The following is an 18,955-nucleotide window of genomic DNA, read 5'->3' as shown; positions in this document are numbered from 1 at the left end:
AATTGTAGGCCGGATAAGCGCAACGCCATCCGGCAACTCTATAAGGGCACAAAGAAACGAAAACGCGCCCCACTCACCGACTCCATCAGCCTGATCCCACCGCCGTGTAGCTCCAGCATCCGCTTCACAATCAACAACCCCAGCCCGCCACGGTTATCCCGCGACGCCTGCGTGTTTAACGCCGAAGGCCGCACAAACAGATCGTCCCGCAACGCTGCATCCACACCCATGCCGCTATCCGCCACTTCCACCTGCAACTGCTCGCCTTCTTGCCATACCGCCAGACGAATTTCTCCACCAGTTGGCGTATGGCGGATAGCGTTATCCAGCAGATTGGTCACCACGCGCTCAATCATCGACACGTCGGCAAACACCTGCGGCAGCGGTCCCGGCACGTCAATATGCAGATTCACCTCGCGCGTGCGGGCGGTGAGCTCAAACTTCTGCGCCACGTCGGAAATCAGTTCCGCCATCGCGAACCGCTCGCGCTGCGGCTTTATGCCGCCGTGCTCCAGGCGCGCCAGCTCAAACAACTGCTGTGAAAGATGGCGTACTTTTTGCCCCTGGCGCAACGCAGTCGTCAGATACTGCTGATGCTCCTGCGGGGTCAGGGTGGCGGATTTCAGCGACAACGTTTCCAGGTAGCCCAGGAGCGAGGTCAGCGGTGTGCGTAAATCATGAGAGATATTGGCGATAAATTCCCGGCGCTGGCGATCGCTGTCAGCCAGCTGATCCCACTGGGAGGTGATTTTGCGCGCCAGCTCGATAAAGCTGTTGCGCAGGAGCGCCACTTCATCCTTTGCCGTCGCGTCAGGCATTTCTACCGCCAGCTGCCTGATTGCGCTCATGCTGTCCCGATCCAGCCCGGCGACTTCGACCGTCAGCTGTTTTACCGGGCGCGTGACCCAGTACCAGATCAGCAGGCCCGCCAGCAGGCCAAACAGCGCGACCCACAGCAATGACCACAGCACCGTGCTCCACAGCGCCTTATGCCAGGCCATCTCCGCCAGCGCGTTCGACTCCTCGCCCTGCAAAATAATGTACAGATAGCCTTTTAGCTCGCCGTCCTGCCGCAGCGGCGTGGCGCTAAAGACTTTTTTATTCTGGCTGCGCGGATCGTCGCCCAGGATCGGTATAGCGGTACCGCTCAGGAAGGTCTGAACCGGCGCCAGGTCGATTTTTTGCCGCTGAATATGCCCCGGCGGTGCGGCATCGGCCAGGATATCACCATCCGGGGAGACGACGTACAGCTCAACGCTCGGATTAAAGGTCATCAGCCGGTCAAACAGCGGCTTGAGTGACGTTCGGTCGACCCTGCCCTGCGCGTCCAGAATCGGTTCGCGCTGGACGATCTGCTGCGCCAGCCCGCCCGACAGCCGCTGCACCATCGCGTTACCGTACTGCGTGCTGCTGTAGAGCTGTACCGCGCAGGCGACGGTGGCGCAGAGCATCATCAGCAGGATGAACAGCAGCGTCAGGCGCTGGCTCAGGCTAAAGCGTCGCATCATGATTTGGCTCCGCAAATTTATAGCCCTTGCCCCAGACGGTGCGAATAATCTCCGGCTCGGCGGCGTCCTTCTCAATCTTGATGCGCAGGCGATTGATGTGGGTGTTAACGGTGTGCTCATAGCCTTCGTGCTGATAGCCCCAGACCTGCTCCAGCAGCGCTAACCGGGAAAACACCTCGCCGGGATGACGGGCAAAGAAGTACAGCAGCTCGAATTCACGCGGCGTGAGATCCACTACCTGGCCGTGAAGCAGCACGCTGCGCGCAAGTGGGTCGATAGTCAGCCCGTGAGCCTGAATTTGACCGTCGGTTTGCGCCTGCCCCATAGCCTGCTGGCGGCGAAACAGCGCTTTAATGCGCGCAATCAGCTCCTGCACCGAGAACGGCTTAGCCAGATAATCATCGGCGCCGGTTTCCAGCCCGGTAATACGGTCGGTTTCGCTGCTGCGGGCGCTGATAATAATGACCGGCAGGTAGCGCGTCATCTGACGGATGCGGCGGCAAATCTCCAGCCCGTCAACGTTGGGCAGCATCAGGTCGAGGATCACCGCATCCCACGGCTGTTTTTCAAGACGCTGCAGGGCGTTGCCCCCGTCGGGCTCGTGGGTGATGGCGTAGCCTTCATCTTCTAAATTGAGTCGCAGAAGCGCCGCGATGTCGTGGTCGTCTTCCACCAGCAGGATCTGCTTCATGGGTAAGCCTTATTCATTTCTTATGACGTAAGCTTACCTGATTTCACGGGGTGGAAGAGTTCACATTTTGTTTAATATTTAACGAGCAACGTCAGCACTTCATAATGCGCGGTATGCGGGAACATATCGAAAAGCTGCACGCGTTCAATGCGGTAGCCAGGCAGGTTAGCGATATCTTTCGCCATGGTCTGCGCGTTGCAGCTGGAATAGACAATGTAATCCGGCGCCATCTGGCTCAGGTAGTCGCACAGCGCTTTACCGATGCCACGACGCGGAGGATTCACCAGCACCAGCTCCGGCACCTTGCCCTGGCCGGTGGCAAACTGCGTGGAGTCCAGCGCCTGGAAATGAAGATTCGTTAACCCAAGCTCGGCCGCCGATTGCGTTGCGCAGGCGATAGCCTCGGCGGAGATCTCAATTCCGGTGAGCTGCATCTCTGGCGTGGCGCAGTGCAGGCCAAACCCGCCCACGCCGCAGAACAGATCCCACATATGCTTGATGTTCAGCGCCCGCACCCAGTCGCGGGCGGTGGCGTACAGGGCGCTCGCCACTACCGGGTTAGTCTGGAAGAAGCTCTGCGGGCGGATCCACAGCGGCACATCGTTAAAGCTTTCGCCCAGTGCGTGCTGCCCGGTGAAGAAGATTTCCTGGTCCCCTTCCATGATTGCCATATGCACCGGCTGAATATTTGCCGTAATCACCTTAAGCTGCGGTAACTGTTCCTGAAGCCACGGCAGTGCCGCGCGCAGCTGTTCCAGCTTGGCTTCTGAGCGCAACACAAAACGCAGCATCATGCCGCCATCGCGCTGGCTTTCGGTGAGTAAGAGGTATTTCAGCTCGCCGCGTTTGCGGGCCACGTTATAGGGCGTTAACCCGGCGCGGGCGATAAAAGGCTTCAGCGCGGCGAAAACCGGTTCAAACGAAGCAGGATAGAGCGGGCAATCGGTTAAATCTTCCGGCGTGCCGTCGCGGTGCAGCATCCCCAGCAGCGGTTTTTCCACGCTGCCGCTGACCACCATTTTGGCTTTATTGCGAAAACCCTGCTCCGGCCCACTGACAGGTGCGCACCACTCCCCCACCGCGTGTTCAGCCAGCAGCTGTTGCAGGTCGGCCATTTTGGCGGTGAGTTGTTGCGAGACGGGCTGTTCTATCCACTGACAGGAGCGGCAGCGACCCGCGTCATAGAGTGCGCACTGCATATGAAAACCTTAAGAATAACGAGGGCTGCGATTATACACATTATTGCAGACGGAAGAATCTCCGGCTGGAAGCGGGGATAAAAAGCAGGAACAGAACCAGCATATCCGGCAGTTTTTGCATAAACAGCGCGCGCAAAATCTCACGTTTAGATTCCCCTGCAATGCTGAACAGCTCCGGGTAGCCATAACCCAGAGAGGCTGCCCACAGGTAACCCGTGGCCACAACCTGCGTAAGCAGGTAAACCCAGCGCGCCCAGTTACGCCCTTTAACCAGAGAAAACGCACAGTAAATTTCAACAAACACCAGCACCAGGCTACTCAAAAAAACCAGCGTCAGATTCCACGTCTGCACGCTGCGGTGGATGAATTCACCGATACCCCGCGCACCCAGCGTATTCAGAATCATCAGCACATCAAGACAGCGGATCATAATAATGGCGAGCGCCGCCACCTGCACCAGCGCAGGTACGTTCAGACGGGCGTGCGTTTGACGTGATTTTTTAAAGAATCCCAATGTTTTTGCTTCCCTGAAAAACAGTGCCGCGACACGCGCGGCACTTCACTGGAAATTTTAAATGCTTCAGCCGCGTCTTGCACGCTGGATATCACGCACGCGTTGTTTTTCAGCACGCGCCATCAGATACCAGGCGATAAAACCGACAACGCCGACCACACCAAGGATGATAGAGGCCAGGGCGTTAATCTCAGGGTTAACCCCCATACGCACGCTGGAGAAGACCAGCATCGGCAGGGTTGTCGCCCCCGGGCCAGACACGAAGCTGGCAATCACCAGATCGTCCAGAGACAGGGTAAACGCCAGCAGCCAGCCGGAGATCACCGCAGGCATAATCATCGGCAGGGTAATGATGAAAAACACCTTCAGCGGCGTGGCGCCAAGATCCATGGCGGCCTCTTCAATAGAATGATCCAGTTCCCGCAGGCGCGAGGAGATCACTACGGCCACGTAGGCGGTACAGAAGGTGACATGAGCCAGCCAGATGGTCAGCATCCCGCGGTCCGCAGGCCAGCCAATCGCATGAGCCAGCGCCACAAACAGCAGTAACAGCGACAGACCGGTTATCACATCCGGCATAACCAGCGGCGCGGTGATCATAAACGCAAAACCGTTAGACCCGCGGAAACGACCAAAACGCACCATCACCATTGCCGCAATGGTACCGAGGATCGATGCCATGGTGGCGGCGCACGCCGCAATGGTCAGGCTCAGCCCCACCGCGCTCATCATTGCATCATCGTGGAACAATTCGCTGTACCAGCGCGTTGACCAGCCCGCCCACACCGTCACCAGCTTCGAGCTGTTAAAGGAGTAGATAACCAGCATCAGCATCGGCGCATACAGGAAGGTAAACCCGAGCACCAGGATCAGAATGCGCCACGGGGAGCGCACTACCGGTAAGTTGTTCATCCGTGATCCCCCATCTGTTTTTGCTGGTACTTGTGGAACCACATGATCGGCACGATCAGCAGCAGCAACATCACAATCGCCACCGCAGACGCCACCGGCCAGTCGCGGTTGTTGAAGAACTCCTGCCACAGCACGCGGCCAATCATGATGCTGTCCGGGCCGCCGAGCAGTTCAGGGATAACAAACTCCCCTACCGCCGGGATAAACACCAGCATCGAACCGGCAATAATCCCGCCTTTGGTGAGCGGTACAATCACGCTAAAGAAGGTTTTCAACGGACGAGCGCCCAAATCAAGGGAGGCTTCCACCAGCGAGTAATCAATACGCGTCAGCGCCGTATAAATTGGCAGCACCATAAACGGCAGATAGGCATACACAATGCCGATATAGACCGCGAGGTTGGTATGCAGGATCGTCAGCGGCTGATCGATAACCCCAAGCCACATCAGGACGTTATTCAGCACGCCGTTATTTTTCAGGATCCCCATCCACGCATACACACGGATCAGGAACGAGGTCCACGACGGCAAAATCACCAGCAGCAGCAGAATATTACGCGTCGATGGCTTACTGTGCGCCACCGCCCACGCGAGCGGATAACCCAACAGCAGACAACAGATCGTCGAGATCGCCGCCACCTGCAATGACTGCAAATAGGCCTCAAAATAGAGCGGATCGTCGGTAAGTTGCAGGAAGTTACCCAGATTCAGCGTCAGGGTCAGCTGTCCGTCGGCCCAATCCATCAGGTTGGTATACGGCGGGATCGCCCGCGCCATCTCTGCCAGGCTGATTTTGAAAACGATCAAAAACGGCATCAGGAACAGCAGGATCAGCCAGATATAAGGCATGGCGATCACCAGCTTGCGTCCGTGCGCCATCTTAAAGCGCGTCAGTCCGTGCGCAAAACCACCCGGTTTTTGTACGCGGGCTGGAGGTTCAAGTGTACTCATTGTCCGCTCCTTATACCGTCAGTACGACGCAGCTATCCGCATCCCAGCAAAGACGCACTTCATCGCCCCAGGTCGGCAACCCTTTGCGATAGCGATGTTCGTTTTGCAACTGGGCGCTGAGCATCTGTCCACTTTTCAGACGGACATGGTAGATAGAGAGGTCACCCAGATAAGCAATGTGCACCACTTCCCCCACGGCAAAGTTATAGCCATCGGCTGGCGGATCTTCACAGAGCATGATTTTCTCAGGACGTAGCGCGATATACACCGGCACGTTGTCCACCACGGAGTTATCCGGGTCGACCTTAATCGGGTGCACCAGCCCCGGGGATTCAATCACCAGCCCGTCTTCCTGGCGCTCTTTCAGCAGCCCTTCGAAGACGTTGACAGAACCGATAAACTCCGCGCTGTAGCGGGTGGTCGGGTGTTCATAAATCTCTTCCGGCTCGCCAATCTGCACGAATTTACCGCGATTCATGATCGCGATACGTCCGGCCATGGTCATCGCCTCTTCCTGGTCGTGGGTCACCATCACGCAGGTCACGCCCACGCGCTCAAGGATATCCACCACTTCGAGCTGCATCCGGTCGCGCAGTTTTTTATCCAGCGCACCCATCGGTTCGTCAAGCAGCAGCAGTTTCGGGCGTTTCGCCAGGCTTCGCGCCAGCGCCACACGCTGACGTTGCCCGCCAGAGAGCTGATGCGGTTTACGCTTCGCGAACTCCTGCATGTGAACAAGGCTCAGCATTTCGGCCACACGCGCGGTAATTTCGGCTTTCGGCAGTTTGTCCTGCTTCAGGCCAAACGCGATGTTCTGCTCTACCGTCATATGCGGGAACAGGGCGTAAGACTGGAACATCATGTTGATCGGACGCTGATACGGCGGCACGCTGGAGAGGTCGACACCATCGAGCACAATCTGCCCGGCGGTGGGTTGCTCAAAGCCCGCCAGCATTCGCAGCAGCGTGGATTTACCGCAGCCAGATGCACCAAGCAGGGCAAAAATTTCGCCTTTATAGATAGTCAGGCTGACATCGTCTACGGCATGTTGGCCATCAAAGGATTTGGTGAGGTTGCGGATTTCAAGAAGCGGGGTCAGCGCTTTACGGACTTTCGCCTGCGGGCGGGGGGTAGCGTCATTCACGGGGTGTTCTCCGGCATAGATCAATACTGGTGCAAACGCACCTTCAGGGTGCGCATCGCCGGGCGGTACTTACGCTTGCCCGGCCTACGGGTTGTGTAGGCCCGGTAAGCGCAAGCGCCACCGGGCAACAATACCAAACGCCGTTATTTACCGCTTTTCACCTTGGTCCACGCACGGGTACGTACGCGGTCAATTTTTGGATCCTGGACTTTCAGGGTGAAGAGCTTGGCGAACACATCCGCTGGCGGATAGATAGCCGGGTTATTGCGGATCTCTTCGCTCACCAGCGGCACGGAGGCCTTATTACCGTTCGCGTAGTATACGTGGTCGCTGATGTGAGCAATCACATCAGGACGCATCAGGTAGTTGAGGAACTGATACGCTTCGTCTTTGTTTTTGGCATCAGCCGGCATCGCGAAGACGTCAAAGAAGGCCAGCGCCCCCTCTTTCGGAATGAAGTACGACACGTTCACACCGTTTTTCGCCTCTTTCGCGCGGTTAGCCGCCTGCCAGACATCGCCTGCCCAGCCAATCGCGACGCAGATGTCGCCGTTTGCCAGGTCGTTAATGTACTGAGAGGAGTGGAAGTAGCGAATATTTGGACGCAGTTTCAGTAGCAGATCGGTCGCCGGGCCTGTGTAGTCATCAGCTTTGTTGCTGTTAGGATCTTTGCCCAGATAGTTCAGGACGGTGGCGAAAATCTCTTCCGGCGCATCGAGGAAAGAAACGCCGCAGCTTTTCAGCTTCTCAAGGTTTTCCGGCTTCAGCACAACGTCCCAGCTGTCCAGCTTGACGTCCGGGCCCAGCGCCGCTTTGACTTTATCAACGTTGAAACCGATACCGGTGGTCGCCCACAGATACGGCATCGCGTATTTGTTGTCCGGATCGTGTTTGGCCACCAGCTTCAGGACTTCTGGATCGAGATTTTTCCAGTTCGATAATTTGCTCTTATCCAGCGGCTGGAAGACGCCTGCCGTAAGCTGACGCTCCAGGAAGCTGGCGGAAGGGACCACCAGGTCAAAACCGGTGCTGCCCGCCATCAGTTTTCCTTCCAGCACCTCGTTGGAATCGAAAACGTCGTAGACCACTTTAATGCCGGTCTCTTTTTCAAAATTTGCGACCGTGTCTGGCGCAATATAGTCAGACCAGTTGTAAACGTGCAGCGTTTTTTGTTCCGCAGCGAGCGTGCCGGCAGAGACGGCCATCAGAGCACCCGCAACCAGACCCGATAACCATTTTTTATTCAAGGCGATCATATCTTTATTCCTTCTGAAAGCTCGTTAACAAACGAACTAAAACTGTGCAATCTGAAGATATGCAATAATCATGCATAGTTTGTCGCTCTGCCCAAAATAAAAGGAAACCTCTTTACCCGGCAGCTTCCGCTCGCTTTTTTAAGCATCGCAAGAATAACTGTAGCCCGTGTCTCCGGCTATAGCCCAGACGAAAAAACGCCTTTTATCAATTTTTTATGCAGGTTATGTCTACGTGATAAGCCGAAATGGCCTTCGGGGAGGTGAAATATTCTTTAAAGAAAGGTTAATGGCAGCAGAAAAAATGGTGTTATGCAGCCGCTCTGGCAGCGACTGCGCAAAAGTCAGACAGCACTAGTGGAGAAAATTGGGAGATGCATCATTATTCTCTGATTCCTCTTCACTGCTAAAGAGCAGATGATGTGCACTGGCTTCCAGCATAACCATTGAAATCTGCTCTTCGCTCAGGCGCATAAACCAGGAAAATTGTTTGAAGGAGACCCCTGCCCCGGCGAATAAAGACTGGCAAACGACCAGTTTTGGCAGATTATCATCCTGAATATCGAGAAATGCTTTCACCGTCAAAGAACTGGCATTGATCGCAGAAAGATCGGAGGCCAGCGCCAGCAGCGCAGAAGGTTTAACTTCAGCAAGGGCCGAGAAAAGGATCACGTCGTTGATCAGATCGATTTTGGCATCGAACACGCCGTCGAAATTTTGCATATGCGGCAGATGCAGCGCCTGGCAAGAATCGCACTCAAAGTAGGTGATACCCGCATCATCAAGCCATTGACGTAACGTATCCAGTGTAGGAACGACCTGTAAATCCATAGCTGTGCAGCCTCTTAAAAAATAACTTCGCATAGAGTACGCAAAAAGCGCGTGCTAATCCATTTAACCGCCCGTTTTCAGGCAAAACCCAGGGGTCGCGTGGAGTTCGATCCAGGCGATCATTTTCCCTGCGATATCAATGCCTGTGGTTTTCTCAATGCCTTCAAGCCCAGGAGAAGCATTCACTTCCATCACCAGCGGGCCGCGGGATGCGCGCAGAATATCGACGCCCGCCACGTCCAGGCCTAACGTCTGCGCCGCTTTCACGGCTATTTCACGCTCGCGTTCGCTGATGCTGGCGACCCGCGCCACGCCGCCACGGTGCAGGTTAGAACGGAAGTCCCCGTTTTTCGCCTGGCGCTCAATGGCCGCAACCACTTCATCCCCCACCACCAGACAGCGGATATCGCAACCTTTGGCTTCTTCAATATATTCCTGCACCAGGATATGCGCATTGAGGCCGCGAAACGCATCAATCACGCTTTCCGCCGCCTGCCGCGTTTCGGCCAGCACCACGCCAATACCCTGCGTGCCTTCCACCAGCTTGATCACCAGCGGCGCGCCGCCCACCATGTCGATCAGATCGCTGGTATCGTCCGGCGAGTGGGCAATCCCGGTAACGGGCAGATCGATGCCCTGACGGGCCAGCAGTTGCAGGGAGCGCAGCTTATCGCGGGCGCGGGAAATCGCGACGGATTCGTTAAGCGGATAGCTGCCGAGCATTTCGAACTGGCGAAGCGCCGCGGTGCCGTAATAGGTAATCTGAGATCCAATGCGCGGGATCACCGCATCGAAAAGCGGGAGCTGTCGGCCTTTATAGTGAATGGACGACGCTGCCGGATCGATGTTCATATAACAGGACAGCGGATCGAGGATTTCAACCTGATGGCCGCGCGTTGACGCTGCTTCTCGCAGGCGTTTACATGAATAGAGCGTTCCATCCCGGGACAAAATGGCAATTTTCACCCTGCACCTCTCTAAAGACATGGGAAAAGCCTGCGTATCATATACACAAAATCATCCAAGTTGAATCAAGGCAGCCTGAAGGATGACGTGTATAACAGCAGAGAGGCGCAGGATAAATGTGCTAGCGCGTCGCCCAACCCTGTTTATGTAAATAATCGAGAATAAACGGGCGGTTTTCTTTGATGATCGTACGGCGAATGTGGTCGCTCCAGGTATCACGACGCGTATTGCTGCCGCGCGTCATGTAGTAGTGCGCCAGCTCTTCATCGTATTGCGCCAGCACGCCCTGATCGACAGGCTGGTAGCGGTTTTCATGCATGATCATCGCCGCAGGCAAACGCGGCTTCACATCCGGGTTATCAGCCGGCCAGCCAAGGCACAGGCCAAACAGTGGCAACACATGTTTTGGCAGATGCAGCAGTTCAGTGACGGCCTCAATGTTATTACGCAGGCCACCGATATACACGCCACCAAGCCCCAAAGACTCTGCCGCCGTCAGCGCGTTTTGCGCCATCAGCGCGGTATCGACCACGCCCAGCAACAGTTGTTCAGCAAGGCCCAGCTCGGCCTCCGGGCAGATTTGCAGGTGGCGGTTAAAGTCAGCGCAGAAAACCCAGAATTCCGCTGCCTGGGCGACGTGCTTCTGCCCGCCCGTCAGCGTGACCAGCTGCTCACGCAGTTGTGCGTCGGTGATGCGGATAATGCTGGAGCACTGCAAAAAACTGGAGCTTGAGGTGCCTCTTGCGCTGTCGAGGATCGCCTCGCGCTGCGCCTGAGTAATAGGTTCATCAGTGAAATGGCGAATTGAACGGTGGGAACGCAGCAGGTCAATCGTTGGCGTCATAGTGTCTCTCTTTGGTCGGTCTGTACGCGGTATGGCAGCCAGTATAGGCAAAGATGCCGGGCATGTAATTGGCCAAACATAGCCTGAAGATATTAAAGCGACAGGTGAAACCTTCTTTTCATTCCGGCTGGTTATCGTGCAATATAAGCGTCATTCGCCGTCAGGCTTGTTTTTTGAGGAGAGAGAAATGTTTGCAGTAATTTTTGGTCGTCCAGGATGCCCTTACTGTGTGCGCGCTAAAGAACTGGCAGAAAAACTGACCGAAGAGCGTGATGACTTCAACTTCCGTTATGTGGATATCCATGCGGAAGGGATCAGCAAAGCCGATCTGGAAAAAACCGTGGGTAAACCGGTTGAAACCGTACCGCAGATTTTCCTCGATCAGAAACACATTGGCGGCTGCACTGATTTTGAAGCCTATGCCAAAGAAAACCTGGGCCTGTTCGCCGCTCAGTAATGGTAAGATGCCCTCAACGCGAGGGCGTTTTTATTTGTGGTGACGCCGCTGGCGCATCAGACTACGAACGAACAAGAAACACAGCGCGCCCAACGCACACCAGAAAACCCCGCTCAGTAACCAGGCCAGCTCCTGCCAGAAGCTTCTTGTCGTGACAAACAGCAGACGCATCAGCAACAGACACAATGGCGCTGCCAGCATTGCCCCTAACAACGGCCTGACCACCTCTCCCCGGCGAGAGAGAAAACTGGCCGCCGCCCCCGGAAGTGTGAAGAAGAGTAACCCCAGTTCCGGATGGCCTGAGGCCCTGAATGCCCCTTTCACATTAAAGGCCAAAGACAGGCAAACCACCGTGAACAGCAAAAAGCAGCTGATCACGCCCGCCCAGTTTCGTTTAATGTTCAAACTATCCTCCTGACTTCTTCTCTATCAAATACACTTTCGTCCAGTGGACGCCCAGTCAGATAAAGCAGTGTGGCAATCCTTGCCGAAGCCCGCACAGGGTAATGCGATAATAGGTAGCCGCCGATCGCTAATACGATTAAACTAACCCGCGGCGATTGTTTTACTGAATTAATTAAGGGTGTATGGGATTTAGGATTTTTCCCTGACGCCCAAAACAGTAGCCCAAATAGCCCCTTCATTCAACAACTTACTGGTAAACAAGAAGTTAGCCTCCGTGAATATAAACGTCGCAGACTTGTTAAACGGGAATTACATCCTGTTATTATTTGTGGTACTGGCACTGGGCCTTTGTCTGGGTAAATTACGCCTGGGTTCAGTTCAACTTGGTAATTCGATTGGCGTTTTAGTCGTTTCTTTATTATTAGGTCAGCAGCATTTCAGCATTAACACGGACGCGCTCAACTTAGGTTTTATGCTGTTTATTTTTTGTGTTGGCGTGGAAGCGGGCCCGAACTTTTTTTCAATTTTCTTCCGTGACGGCAAAAACTACCTGATGCTGGCCCTGGTGATGGTCGGCAGCGCGCTGCTGATAGCGTTGGGGCTGGGTAAACTGTTTGGCTGGGATATCGGCTTAACGGCCGGGATGCTGGCAGGCTCCATGACCTCCACGCCGGTGCTGGTTGGCGCGGGCGACACCCTTCGCCACTCCGGTATGGCAGGCGATTCCCTTTCAACTGCACTCGATCACCTGAGCCTGGGTTATGCCCTGACCTATCTGATTGGTCTGGTGAGCCTGATTGTTGGCGCGCGTTACCTGCCAAAACTCCAGCACCAGGATTTGCAGACCAGCGCGCAGCAAATTGCCCGCGAGCGCGGCCTGGACACCGACAGCAAACGCAAAGTCTATCTCCCGGTTATTCGCGCCTATCGAGTGGGGCCAGAGCTGGTTGCCTGGGCCGATGGTAAAAATCTGCGCGAGCTGGGCATTTATCGCCAGACAGGTTGTTACATCGAACGTATCCGCCGTAACGGCATTCTGGCAAACCCGGACGGCGATGCCGTATTGCAGATGGGCGATGATATCGCACTGGTGGGCTACCCTGATGCCCACGCCCGCCTCGACCCCAGCTTCCGTAACGGTAAAGAGGTGTTCGACCGCGATCTGCTCGACATGCGTATCGTCACCGAAGAGATTGTGGTGAAAAACCATAACGCCGTCGGCCGCCGCCTGGCGCAGCTGAAGCTGACCGATCACGGTTGTTTCTTAAACCGCGTGATCCGCAGCCAGATTGAGATGCCAATCGACGATAACGTGGTACTGAACAAAGGTGATGTGCTGCAAGTGAGCGGTGACGCGCGCCGCGTGAAAACCGTTGCTGACCGCATCGGCTTTATCTCCATTCACAGCCAGGTGACCGACCTGCTGGCATTTTGCGCCTTCTTTATTGTTGGCCTGATGATCGGGATGATCACCTTCCAGTTCAGCAACTTTAGTTTTGGCATCGGTAACGCTGCCGGTCTGCTGTTCGCCGGGATTATGCTTGGCTTCCTGCGAGCCAACCACCCAACCTTCGGTTATATCCCGCAGGGTGCGCTGAACATGGTGAAAGAGTTTGGTCTGATGGTGTTTATGGCTGGAGTAGGTTTAAGCGCCGGTAGCGGCATTGGCCACAGCCTGGGTGCCGTCGGCTGGCAAATGTTGGTTTCCGGACTTATCGTCAGCCTGGTGCCGGTCGTGATTTGTTTCCTGTTTGGCGCCTATGTACTGCGCATGAACCGCGCCCTGCTGTTCGGCGCCATGATGGGGGCGCGTACCTGTGCTCCGGCGATGGAAATTATCAGCGACACCGCGCGCAGCAACATCCCGGCGCTGGGCTACGCGGGCACCTACGCTATCGCCAACGTCCTGCTGACACTCGCCGGTACACTCATCATCATAATCTGGCCAGGACTGGGATAAAAAGAAAATTAGCGCATAGTCGAAAATATTTTAGATATGCGCAGAACTTTTCTTTCAGGGGGTAGTCATAATTAGTGCCACTGCTTTTCTTTGATGTCCCCAATTTGTGGAGCCCATCAACCCCGCCGTTTTGGTTCAAGGTTGATGGGTTTTTTGTTGCCTGAAATTCCCCGTCCCTCGTCAATTCCCCGCCCATCGCACATACTTTTGGTTCACCCGAACTGACAAAGGTGGACACATGCAACTCAAACACCAGACCGCGCTCATCTTCGGCGGCAGCGGTGCAATCGGCAGCGCGGTGGCGCACGCTCTGGCACGCGACGGCGCGCACGTTTACCTCGGCGCGCGTGACCAGGCCAGACTGGACGCCACTGCAGAAAGTATCCGCGCCGCGGGCGGCACGGCCAGTACGTTTATCTTCGATGCCCTCCGCGGCTCTGACCCGCTTCCGGCCCTCACCAGCATCGACGTGGTGGTTAACGCCACCGGTTTTATGCACGACCAGGGTAAACGCATCGATGAATTAACCCTGTCCGAATTCAGACAGGGGTTCGATCCTTTCCTCACCGCGTACTTCAATATCGCAAAAGCCGTTTCACCGAAAATGGGCGCTGAGCGTGCAGGTTGTATCATCACTGTCGTCGCACCGGCGGCGAATATGGCCATGCCGGGTCACCTCGGGCATATCGTGGGGTGTGCGGGAACAGAGGCTTTTACACGGGCGCTTGCCGGTGAGCTGGGGCCGAAAAATATCCGGGTGCTGTGCGTACGCTCCCACGCCATTGCCGATGCGGTTCAGGCGGGCTCGTATGTGGGTGAATTGTTTGCCCTTAAGGCAAAGGGCATGGGCATTTCGGTGGATGCGTTTTTAGGCGGCGCGGCGCAAAGCACCATGCTAAAACGCCTGCCGACGCTGGCGCAGGTGGCAAATACCATCGCGTTTCTGGCCTCGGATGAGGCCAATGCGATGACGGGTACGGTGGTGAATATGACGGCCGGGGCAACCACCAGTTAAACCATCACGCAGACGCGGTTTCGCCCTTCCTGTTTAGCCTGGTAAAGCGCCTGGTCTGCGCGGGCGAGCGCTGACTGCATCCCATTGCTGACTTCCAGTTCATCCGGCGTCATACGGGTTATGCCGATGCTGGTGGTGAAGTGGATAATATCTCCACCGAACTCCAGCTGCTGGCGGGCAAAGCTGGCCCGCACGCGCTCGGCAATCTCAGCGGCGGTCTCTATCATGGTCTGCGGCATCGCCACCACGAATTCTTCCCCACCAAAACGGGCGACGATATCACCGCCTCTCACCAGCGCAGGCAGTAATTGCCCGATATGCCGCAGTACCGCGTCGCCGCCATCATGGCCCCAGGTATCGTTTATCTGTTTGAAGAAATCCAGATCCAGACTCATCACGCACAGCGGTTGCTGGTGGCGTCGGGCCAGATTACAGGCGCGCTTCGACCACTCATCAAACTGTCGACGGTTTGAAAGCCCGGTCAGCGGGTCATGCCGCGCTTCTTGTGCAAATCGTTCTCTCTGCAAAGCATTAGTATGCATGTAATGGAGTAACAGCCACTGACTGACAGAGATAATCAGTATGGCAAGCGCCGTCCAGCCAGCCTGAATATACCAGCCATGGAAAACATCATCTCTGGCCAGCCCCACTGCAAGCACCCACTTTCGCTGGTTCAGATTAAGAAACACCCCGAAGCGAGGGACGCCATCAAGCGGTGATACATACTGGTGAACCTGCGCAGAGTCATTGGCATACTCCAGCAGTTTTACCAGCCGGGGGTCAGATTGAGTTGTACGCGTTAAATCATTTGCACCCATCCGGGCAAGCTGAAGGGCATTGTCGCGATCCAGTACCGCCATCGCCCCACCAGGACCGAGATCAAACCCCTGGCTCTCCATCTTACGAAAGATGGCGTTCATCGACTGACTATTAAAAAAGCCGACAATGCCGCCGAGATAGCGCCCGCTGGCGTCACGCACTGCGCGATACATAACAAATCCGAACAGATTTTTATCCGTACCGTTACTCTGCCAGGAAATCAGGTCTTCACTGACCTCATCCCTCCGCAAATCCTTAAACAACGGACGCTCCCGGAAGCTTGCCTGCGCAAGCGTGGTGGCACTTAATGCGTGCTCAAGCGGAAATAAAGCGCGGCTCGCGACAAAATCCCCCTGCTCATTAAAGACAATCACGCCATCAAGCCAGACACGTTTCAGCTCCTCTTGCAGGAAAGGCTGGGCATTATCAGGGGTAACGGTGTGATTCAGAAGGAAAGCATTGCCGATAACACGCATCTGGTAGCGCATTGCATCAAGGCTGGTTTCAAACTGCTGAGACTGAAGTAAAGCGGTATTGCGCAGAATACGCGCGGCATTATTTTCGATATAGCTCCGCTGATAGAACAAGTGCCCGAGAAGCAGTCCGGCCTGAACCAGGATAATCAGCACCAGCAGACATCTCTTTTTTGCCAAACTCACCTGCACAAACCAGGCACTGACTTTTCCACCCAACATCCACCCCGATTGCTGCACGGTAAATAACCAACGTATCGATTATTCCTTCACGCACCCAAGGTTGTCAATATCGCAAAAATCAATAACACATTGAAAAATATAAATTATTTTATAATAAAAAACTGATTATCCGTCGTTATGAATACCCGCAATCCTTCCCACCATCATGCGGATCTCTTCCCGGGATAGCGGCTGTCGGTCTGTCACGAAGTGCAGGGTCATGCCTTCAATAAACGCATCCAGCGCGCGGGCAGTCACCGGGTCAAACCATTGCTCAAGCGTGTTCTGGCTCATTTTCATCCAGTCCTGCATCACCGTTTTGAGCGCCGGGCTGCGGTTCATAAAAGCATACAGTTGATACATCAGCTCCATATTGTGCGGCGTGGTGACTTCAGAACTGTGGATCAGGGTGGTGATAGACTCACAGGCCATTTCCGGGCCGTTAACGCCGGCAAAGTACTCACGATACTGCTGCGACATCTGCCGCGTAAACCACGTGAACGCCTCTTCAAGCAGCGATTCCTTACCGTCGAAATAGTAGGTCATCGATCCCAGCGGCACGCCTGCACAACTGGCAATTTTACGGTGCGTAACCGCATGGATCCCATGTTCAGCAATGGTATCCAGCGTGGCCTGGAGGATCTTCTCCCGGCGGTTAGGATCGTTCGGTGGTCTGCTCATAAAATCCTCATCTCGTTTGTGTACAAATGTACACAAACTTGGTAGTGTTGTCGCTATTGTTGTACTTCTGGTGCTTACCTCAATGACGCTAACCTCACCCCGTAAAGCCCTGCGACTACGCATGTGGGCACTCTTTATGTTCTTCTTTATTCCCGGGCTGCTTATGGCCTCCTGGGCAACGCGCACGCCCGCCATCCGCGACATTTTGTCGGTATCCACCGCGGAAATGGGCATTGTGCTGTTTGGCCTGTCGGTAGGCTCAATGAGCGGTATTCTCTGCTCCGCATGGCTGGTGAAGCGTTTTGGTACCCGCGCAGTTATTCGCACCACCATGTGCTGCGCGGTATTCGGGATGATGGTCCTGAGCCTGGCGTTGTGGTTCGCCTCCCCTGTTCTGTTTGCCCTGGGTCTGACGGTGTTTGGCGGCAGTTTTGGTGCTGCTGAAGTGGCAATAAACGTTGAAGGGGCGGCCGTTGAGCGCGAGATGAACAAAACCGTGCTGCCCATGATGCATGGCTTTTACAGCCTCGGCACGCTGGCAGGCGCTGGCGTCGGAATGGCACTCACGGCGTTTGGGATCGCCGCCAGTTTGCATATCGTCCTGGCAGCGCTGGTCTGCATCGTGCCCATTCTCACCGGGATCAAGGCAATCCCTGGCGGTACGGGCAAAAACACCGCTGACGAACAAAAATCGGCGGAGAAAGGGTTGCCGTTTTACCGCGACATGCAGCTGATGCTGATTGGCGTGGTGGTGCTGGCCATGGCCTTTGCCGAAGGCTCGGCAAATGACTGGCTACCGCTGCTGATGGTGGATGGTCACGGGTTTAGCCCAACCTCCGGCTCGCTGATTTACGCCGGGTTTACGCTGGGGATGACCGTTGGCCGCTTTACCGGCGGCTGGTTCATCGACCGCTACAGCCGCGTGACGGTGGTTCGTGCCAGTGCCCTGCTGGGCGGGCTGGGGATTGCGATGATCATCTTTGTGGATGTTGACTGGATTGCCGGCGTCTCGGTGATTTTGTGGGGGCTTGGCGCATCGCTGGGCTTCCCGCTGACAATTTCCGCCGCCAGCGACACCGGCCCGGATGCGCCAACGCGCGTCAGCGTGGTTGCCACGACGGGTTACCTCGCCTTCCTGGTGGGGCCGCCACTGCTTGGCTTCCTGGGTGAGCACTATGGGTTGCGCAGCGCCATGCTGGTGGTGTTAGGGTTGGTCATGATTGCGGCGCTGGTGGCACGCGCGGTGGCAAAACCAGAAGCAGAACACACGACACTGGAGAAGGGATATGAGCGTTAAACTGATTGCAGTCGACATGGATGGCACCTTCCTGAGCGATGCGAAAACTTACAATCGCGAGCGTTTCCTGGCGCAATATGCGCGCATGAAAGAACAAGGTATTCGCTTTGTTGTCGCCAGCGGAAACCAGTATTACCAGCTGATTTCATTCTTCCCGGAAATTGCGCGTGAGATAGCCTTCGTGGCCGAAAACGGCGGCTGGGTGGTGAATGCCGGTGAAGACGTGTTTAACGGTGAGCTGTCGAAAGCCGACTTCGCCACCGTGGCGGCCGTGTTAAACGATGTCCCGGAAGTGGAGATCATCGCCTGCGGGAAAGGCAGCGCCTATACGCTGAAATCCTACAATGACGGCTTTAAGGCGATTGCCGCCCAGTACTACCACCGACTTGAAATGGTGGATAACTTCGACAATCTGAACGATATCTTCTTCAAGTTTGGGCTTAACGTTTCAGATGATGAAATCCCGCGCATCCAGCCGATGCTGCATGAGAAGCTGGGCGATATCATGGTGCCCGTCACCACGGGCCACGGCAGTATCGACCTGATTATCCCCGGCGTGCATAAAGCCAATGGCCTGCGGATTTTACAGCAGCACTGGGGCATCGAAAACGGTGAGGTGGTGGCCTTTGGCGACAGCGGAAACGACGTGGAGATGCTGCGTCAGTCGGGCTATAGCTTTGCGATGGCCAACGCCAGACCTCACATTAAAGAGGTCGCCCGGTTTGAAGCGCCGCACAATAATGATGAAGGCGTGCTGGATGTGATTGAGAAGGTGTTGAACGGGGAAGCACCGTTTAATTGAGTTGATGTTCCC

19 protein-coding genes are annotated in these 18,955 nt (G+C 55.5%); 5 read left to right on the top strand and 14 right to left on the bottom strand.

The features are described 5' to 3' along the window. Nucleotides 1-38 precede the first annotated feature (38 nt). From N1249_RS07075 to nfsA, 11 genes are all read right to left on the bottom strand, one after another. Nucleotides 39-1,508 carry an ATP-binding protein gene (locus N1249_RS07075; RefSeq protein ID WP_259836024.1) on the bottom strand — a complete coding sequence of 490 codons (1,470 nt, stop codon included), beginning with the start codon at nt 1,506-1,508 and terminating at the stop codon, nt 39-41. Further along, nucleotides 1,492-2,199 carry a response regulator transcription factor gene (locus tag N1249_RS07070; RefSeq protein WP_259836020.1) on the bottom strand — a complete coding sequence of 236 codons (708 nt, stop codon included), beginning with the start codon at nt 2,197-2,199 and terminating at the stop codon, nt 1,492-1,494. The genes N1249_RS07075 and N1249_RS07070 overlap by 17 nt, the downstream gene beginning before the upstream one ends. 71 nt (nt 2,200-2,270) lie before the next feature. Continuing rightward, complete coding sequence (gene rlmC, locus N1249_RS07065) at nt 2,271-3,398, bottom strand: 23S rRNA (uracil(747)-C(5))-methyltransferase RlmC (protein WP_259836017.1); 1,128 nt, start codon at nt 3,396-3,398, stop codon at nt 2,271-2,273. Between the two features lie 40 nt (nt 3,399-3,438). Further along, nucleotides 3,439-3,936: a YbjO family protein gene (locus N1249_RS07060; protein WP_259838019.1), complete on the bottom strand. Its 498-nt coding sequence runs from the start codon at nt 3,934-3,936 to the stop codon at nt 3,439-3,441. 42 nt (nt 3,937-3,978) lie between these two features. Then, complete coding sequence (potI, locus tag N1249_RS07055; protein ID WP_182060167.1) at nt 3,979-4,824, bottom strand: putrescine ABC transporter permease PotI; 846 nt, start codon at nt 4,822-4,824, stop codon at nt 3,979-3,981. Beyond that, on the bottom strand, nt 4,821-5,774 hold the full coding sequence (gene potH / locus N1249_RS07050) for a putrescine ABC transporter permease PotH (protein WP_166717117.1): 954 nt from the start codon (nt 5,772-5,774) through the stop codon (nt 4,821-4,823). Before potH ends, potI begins: the two co-directional genes overlap by 4 nt. 10 nt (nt 5,775-5,784) lie before the next feature. After that, nucleotides 5,785-6,918, bottom strand: coding sequence for a putrescine ABC transporter ATP-binding subunit PotG (gene potG / locus N1249_RS07045; protein WP_014069509.1), 1,134 nt, complete (start codon nt 6,916-6,918; stop codon nt 5,785-5,787). Nucleotides 6,919-7,061: 143 nt separating this feature from the next. Next, nucleotides 7,062-8,174 (bottom strand): spermidine/putrescine ABC transporter substrate-binding protein PotF, encoded by a 1,113-nt coding sequence (gene potF / locus N1249_RS07040; RefSeq protein ID WP_259836011.1) that lies wholly within the window; start codon nt 8,172-8,174, stop codon nt 7,062-7,064. A 351-nt stretch (nt 8,175-8,525) separates the two neighbouring features. Continuing rightward, the gene (locus N1249_RS07035; RefSeq protein ID WP_259836008.1) at nt 8,526-9,002 is read right to left on the bottom strand and encodes a YbjN domain-containing protein; all 477 of its coding nucleotides are present in this window, start codon (nt 9,000-9,002) and stop codon (nt 8,526-8,528) included. Nucleotides 9,003-9,065: 63 nt separating this feature from the next. Next, nucleotides 9,066-9,968 (bottom strand): 30S ribosomal protein S6--L-glutamate ligase, encoded by a 903-nt coding sequence (rimK, locus tag N1249_RS07030; protein ID WP_259836005.1) that lies wholly within the window; start codon nt 9,966-9,968, stop codon nt 9,066-9,068. A gap of 121 nt (nt 9,969-10,089) precedes the next feature. Next, a complete protein-coding gene (gene nfsA / locus N1249_RS07025) occupies nt 10,090-10,812 on the bottom strand; it encodes a nitroreductase NfsA (RefSeq protein WP_259836002.1) in 723 nt (240 codons plus the stop codon). A 187-nt stretch (nt 10,813-10,999) separates the two neighbouring features. Between nfsA and N1249_RS07020 the strand changes: the two genes are divergently transcribed. Continuing rightward, nucleotides 11,000-11,269 carry a GrxA family glutaredoxin gene (locus N1249_RS07020; RefSeq protein ID WP_014069504.1) on the top strand — a complete coding sequence of 90 codons (270 nt, stop codon included), beginning with the start codon at nt 11,000-11,002 and terminating at the stop codon, nt 11,267-11,269. Nucleotides 11,270-11,299: 30 nt separating this feature from the next. Here the strand turns inward: N1249_RS07020 and N1249_RS07015 are convergent, their stop codons facing one another. Continuing rightward, a complete protein-coding gene (locus N1249_RS07015) occupies nt 11,300-11,674 on the bottom strand; it encodes an inner membrane protein YbjM (protein WP_014069503.1) in 375 nt (124 codons plus the stop codon). A 274-nt stretch (nt 11,675-11,948) separates the two neighbouring features. Between N1249_RS07015 and N1249_RS07010 the strand changes: the two genes are divergently transcribed. Together N1249_RS07010 and N1249_RS07005 are read left to right on the top strand one after the other, a co-directional pair. After that, entirely contained in the window at nt 11,949-13,634 is a 1,686-nt protein-coding gene (locus tag N1249_RS07010) for an aspartate:alanine antiporter (RefSeq protein ID WP_014069502.1), read from the top strand. 238 nt (nt 13,635-13,872) lie between these two features. Next, nucleotides 13,873-14,649 (top strand): SDR family NAD(P)-dependent oxidoreductase, encoded by a 777-nt coding sequence (locus N1249_RS07005; protein WP_259835996.1) that lies wholly within the window; start codon nt 13,873-13,875, stop codon nt 14,647-14,649. Here N1249_RS07005 and N1249_RS07000 read toward each other — a convergent pair. Together N1249_RS07000 and N1249_RS06995 are read right to left on the bottom strand one after the other, a co-directional pair. Then, nucleotides 14,646-16,127 (bottom strand): GGDEF domain-containing protein, encoded by a 1,482-nt coding sequence (locus tag N1249_RS07000; RefSeq protein WP_259835993.1) that lies wholly within the window; start codon nt 16,125-16,127, stop codon nt 14,646-14,648. The genes N1249_RS07005 and N1249_RS07000 overlap by 4 nt on opposite strands. 162 nt (nt 16,128-16,289) lie before the next feature. Further along, nucleotides 16,290-16,844, bottom strand: coding sequence for a TetR/AcrR family transcriptional regulator (locus tag N1249_RS06995; RefSeq protein ID WP_259835990.1), 555 nt, complete (start codon nt 16,842-16,844; stop codon nt 16,290-16,292). An 82-nt stretch (nt 16,845-16,926) separates the two neighbouring features. Between N1249_RS06995 and N1249_RS06990 the strand changes: the two genes are divergently transcribed. Together N1249_RS06990 and N1249_RS06985 are read left to right on the top strand one after the other, a co-directional pair. Next, on the top strand, nt 16,927-18,141 hold the full coding sequence (locus N1249_RS06990; RefSeq protein ID WP_259835987.1) for an MFS transporter: 1,215 nt from the start codon (nt 16,927-16,929) through the stop codon (nt 18,139-18,141). Then, the gene (locus N1249_RS06985) at nt 18,131-18,943 is read left to right on the top strand and encodes a Cof-type HAD-IIB family hydrolase (RefSeq protein ID WP_259835984.1); all 813 of its coding nucleotides are present in this window, start codon (nt 18,131-18,133) and stop codon (nt 18,941-18,943) included. Before N1249_RS06990 ends, N1249_RS06985 begins: the two co-directional genes overlap by 11 nt. The last annotated feature ends 12 nt before the right edge of the window (nt 18,944-18,955 follow it).

Source organism: Enterobacter sp. CP102, assembly GCF_025152625.1.
In the GTDB taxonomy this organism is placed as follows: Bacteria; Pseudomonadota; Gammaproteobacteria; order Enterobacterales; family Enterobacteriaceae; genus Enterobacter; species Enterobacter soli.
Note: the sequence above shows the minus strand (reverse complement) of the source record. Positions and strands in the feature narration are given on the sequence as shown.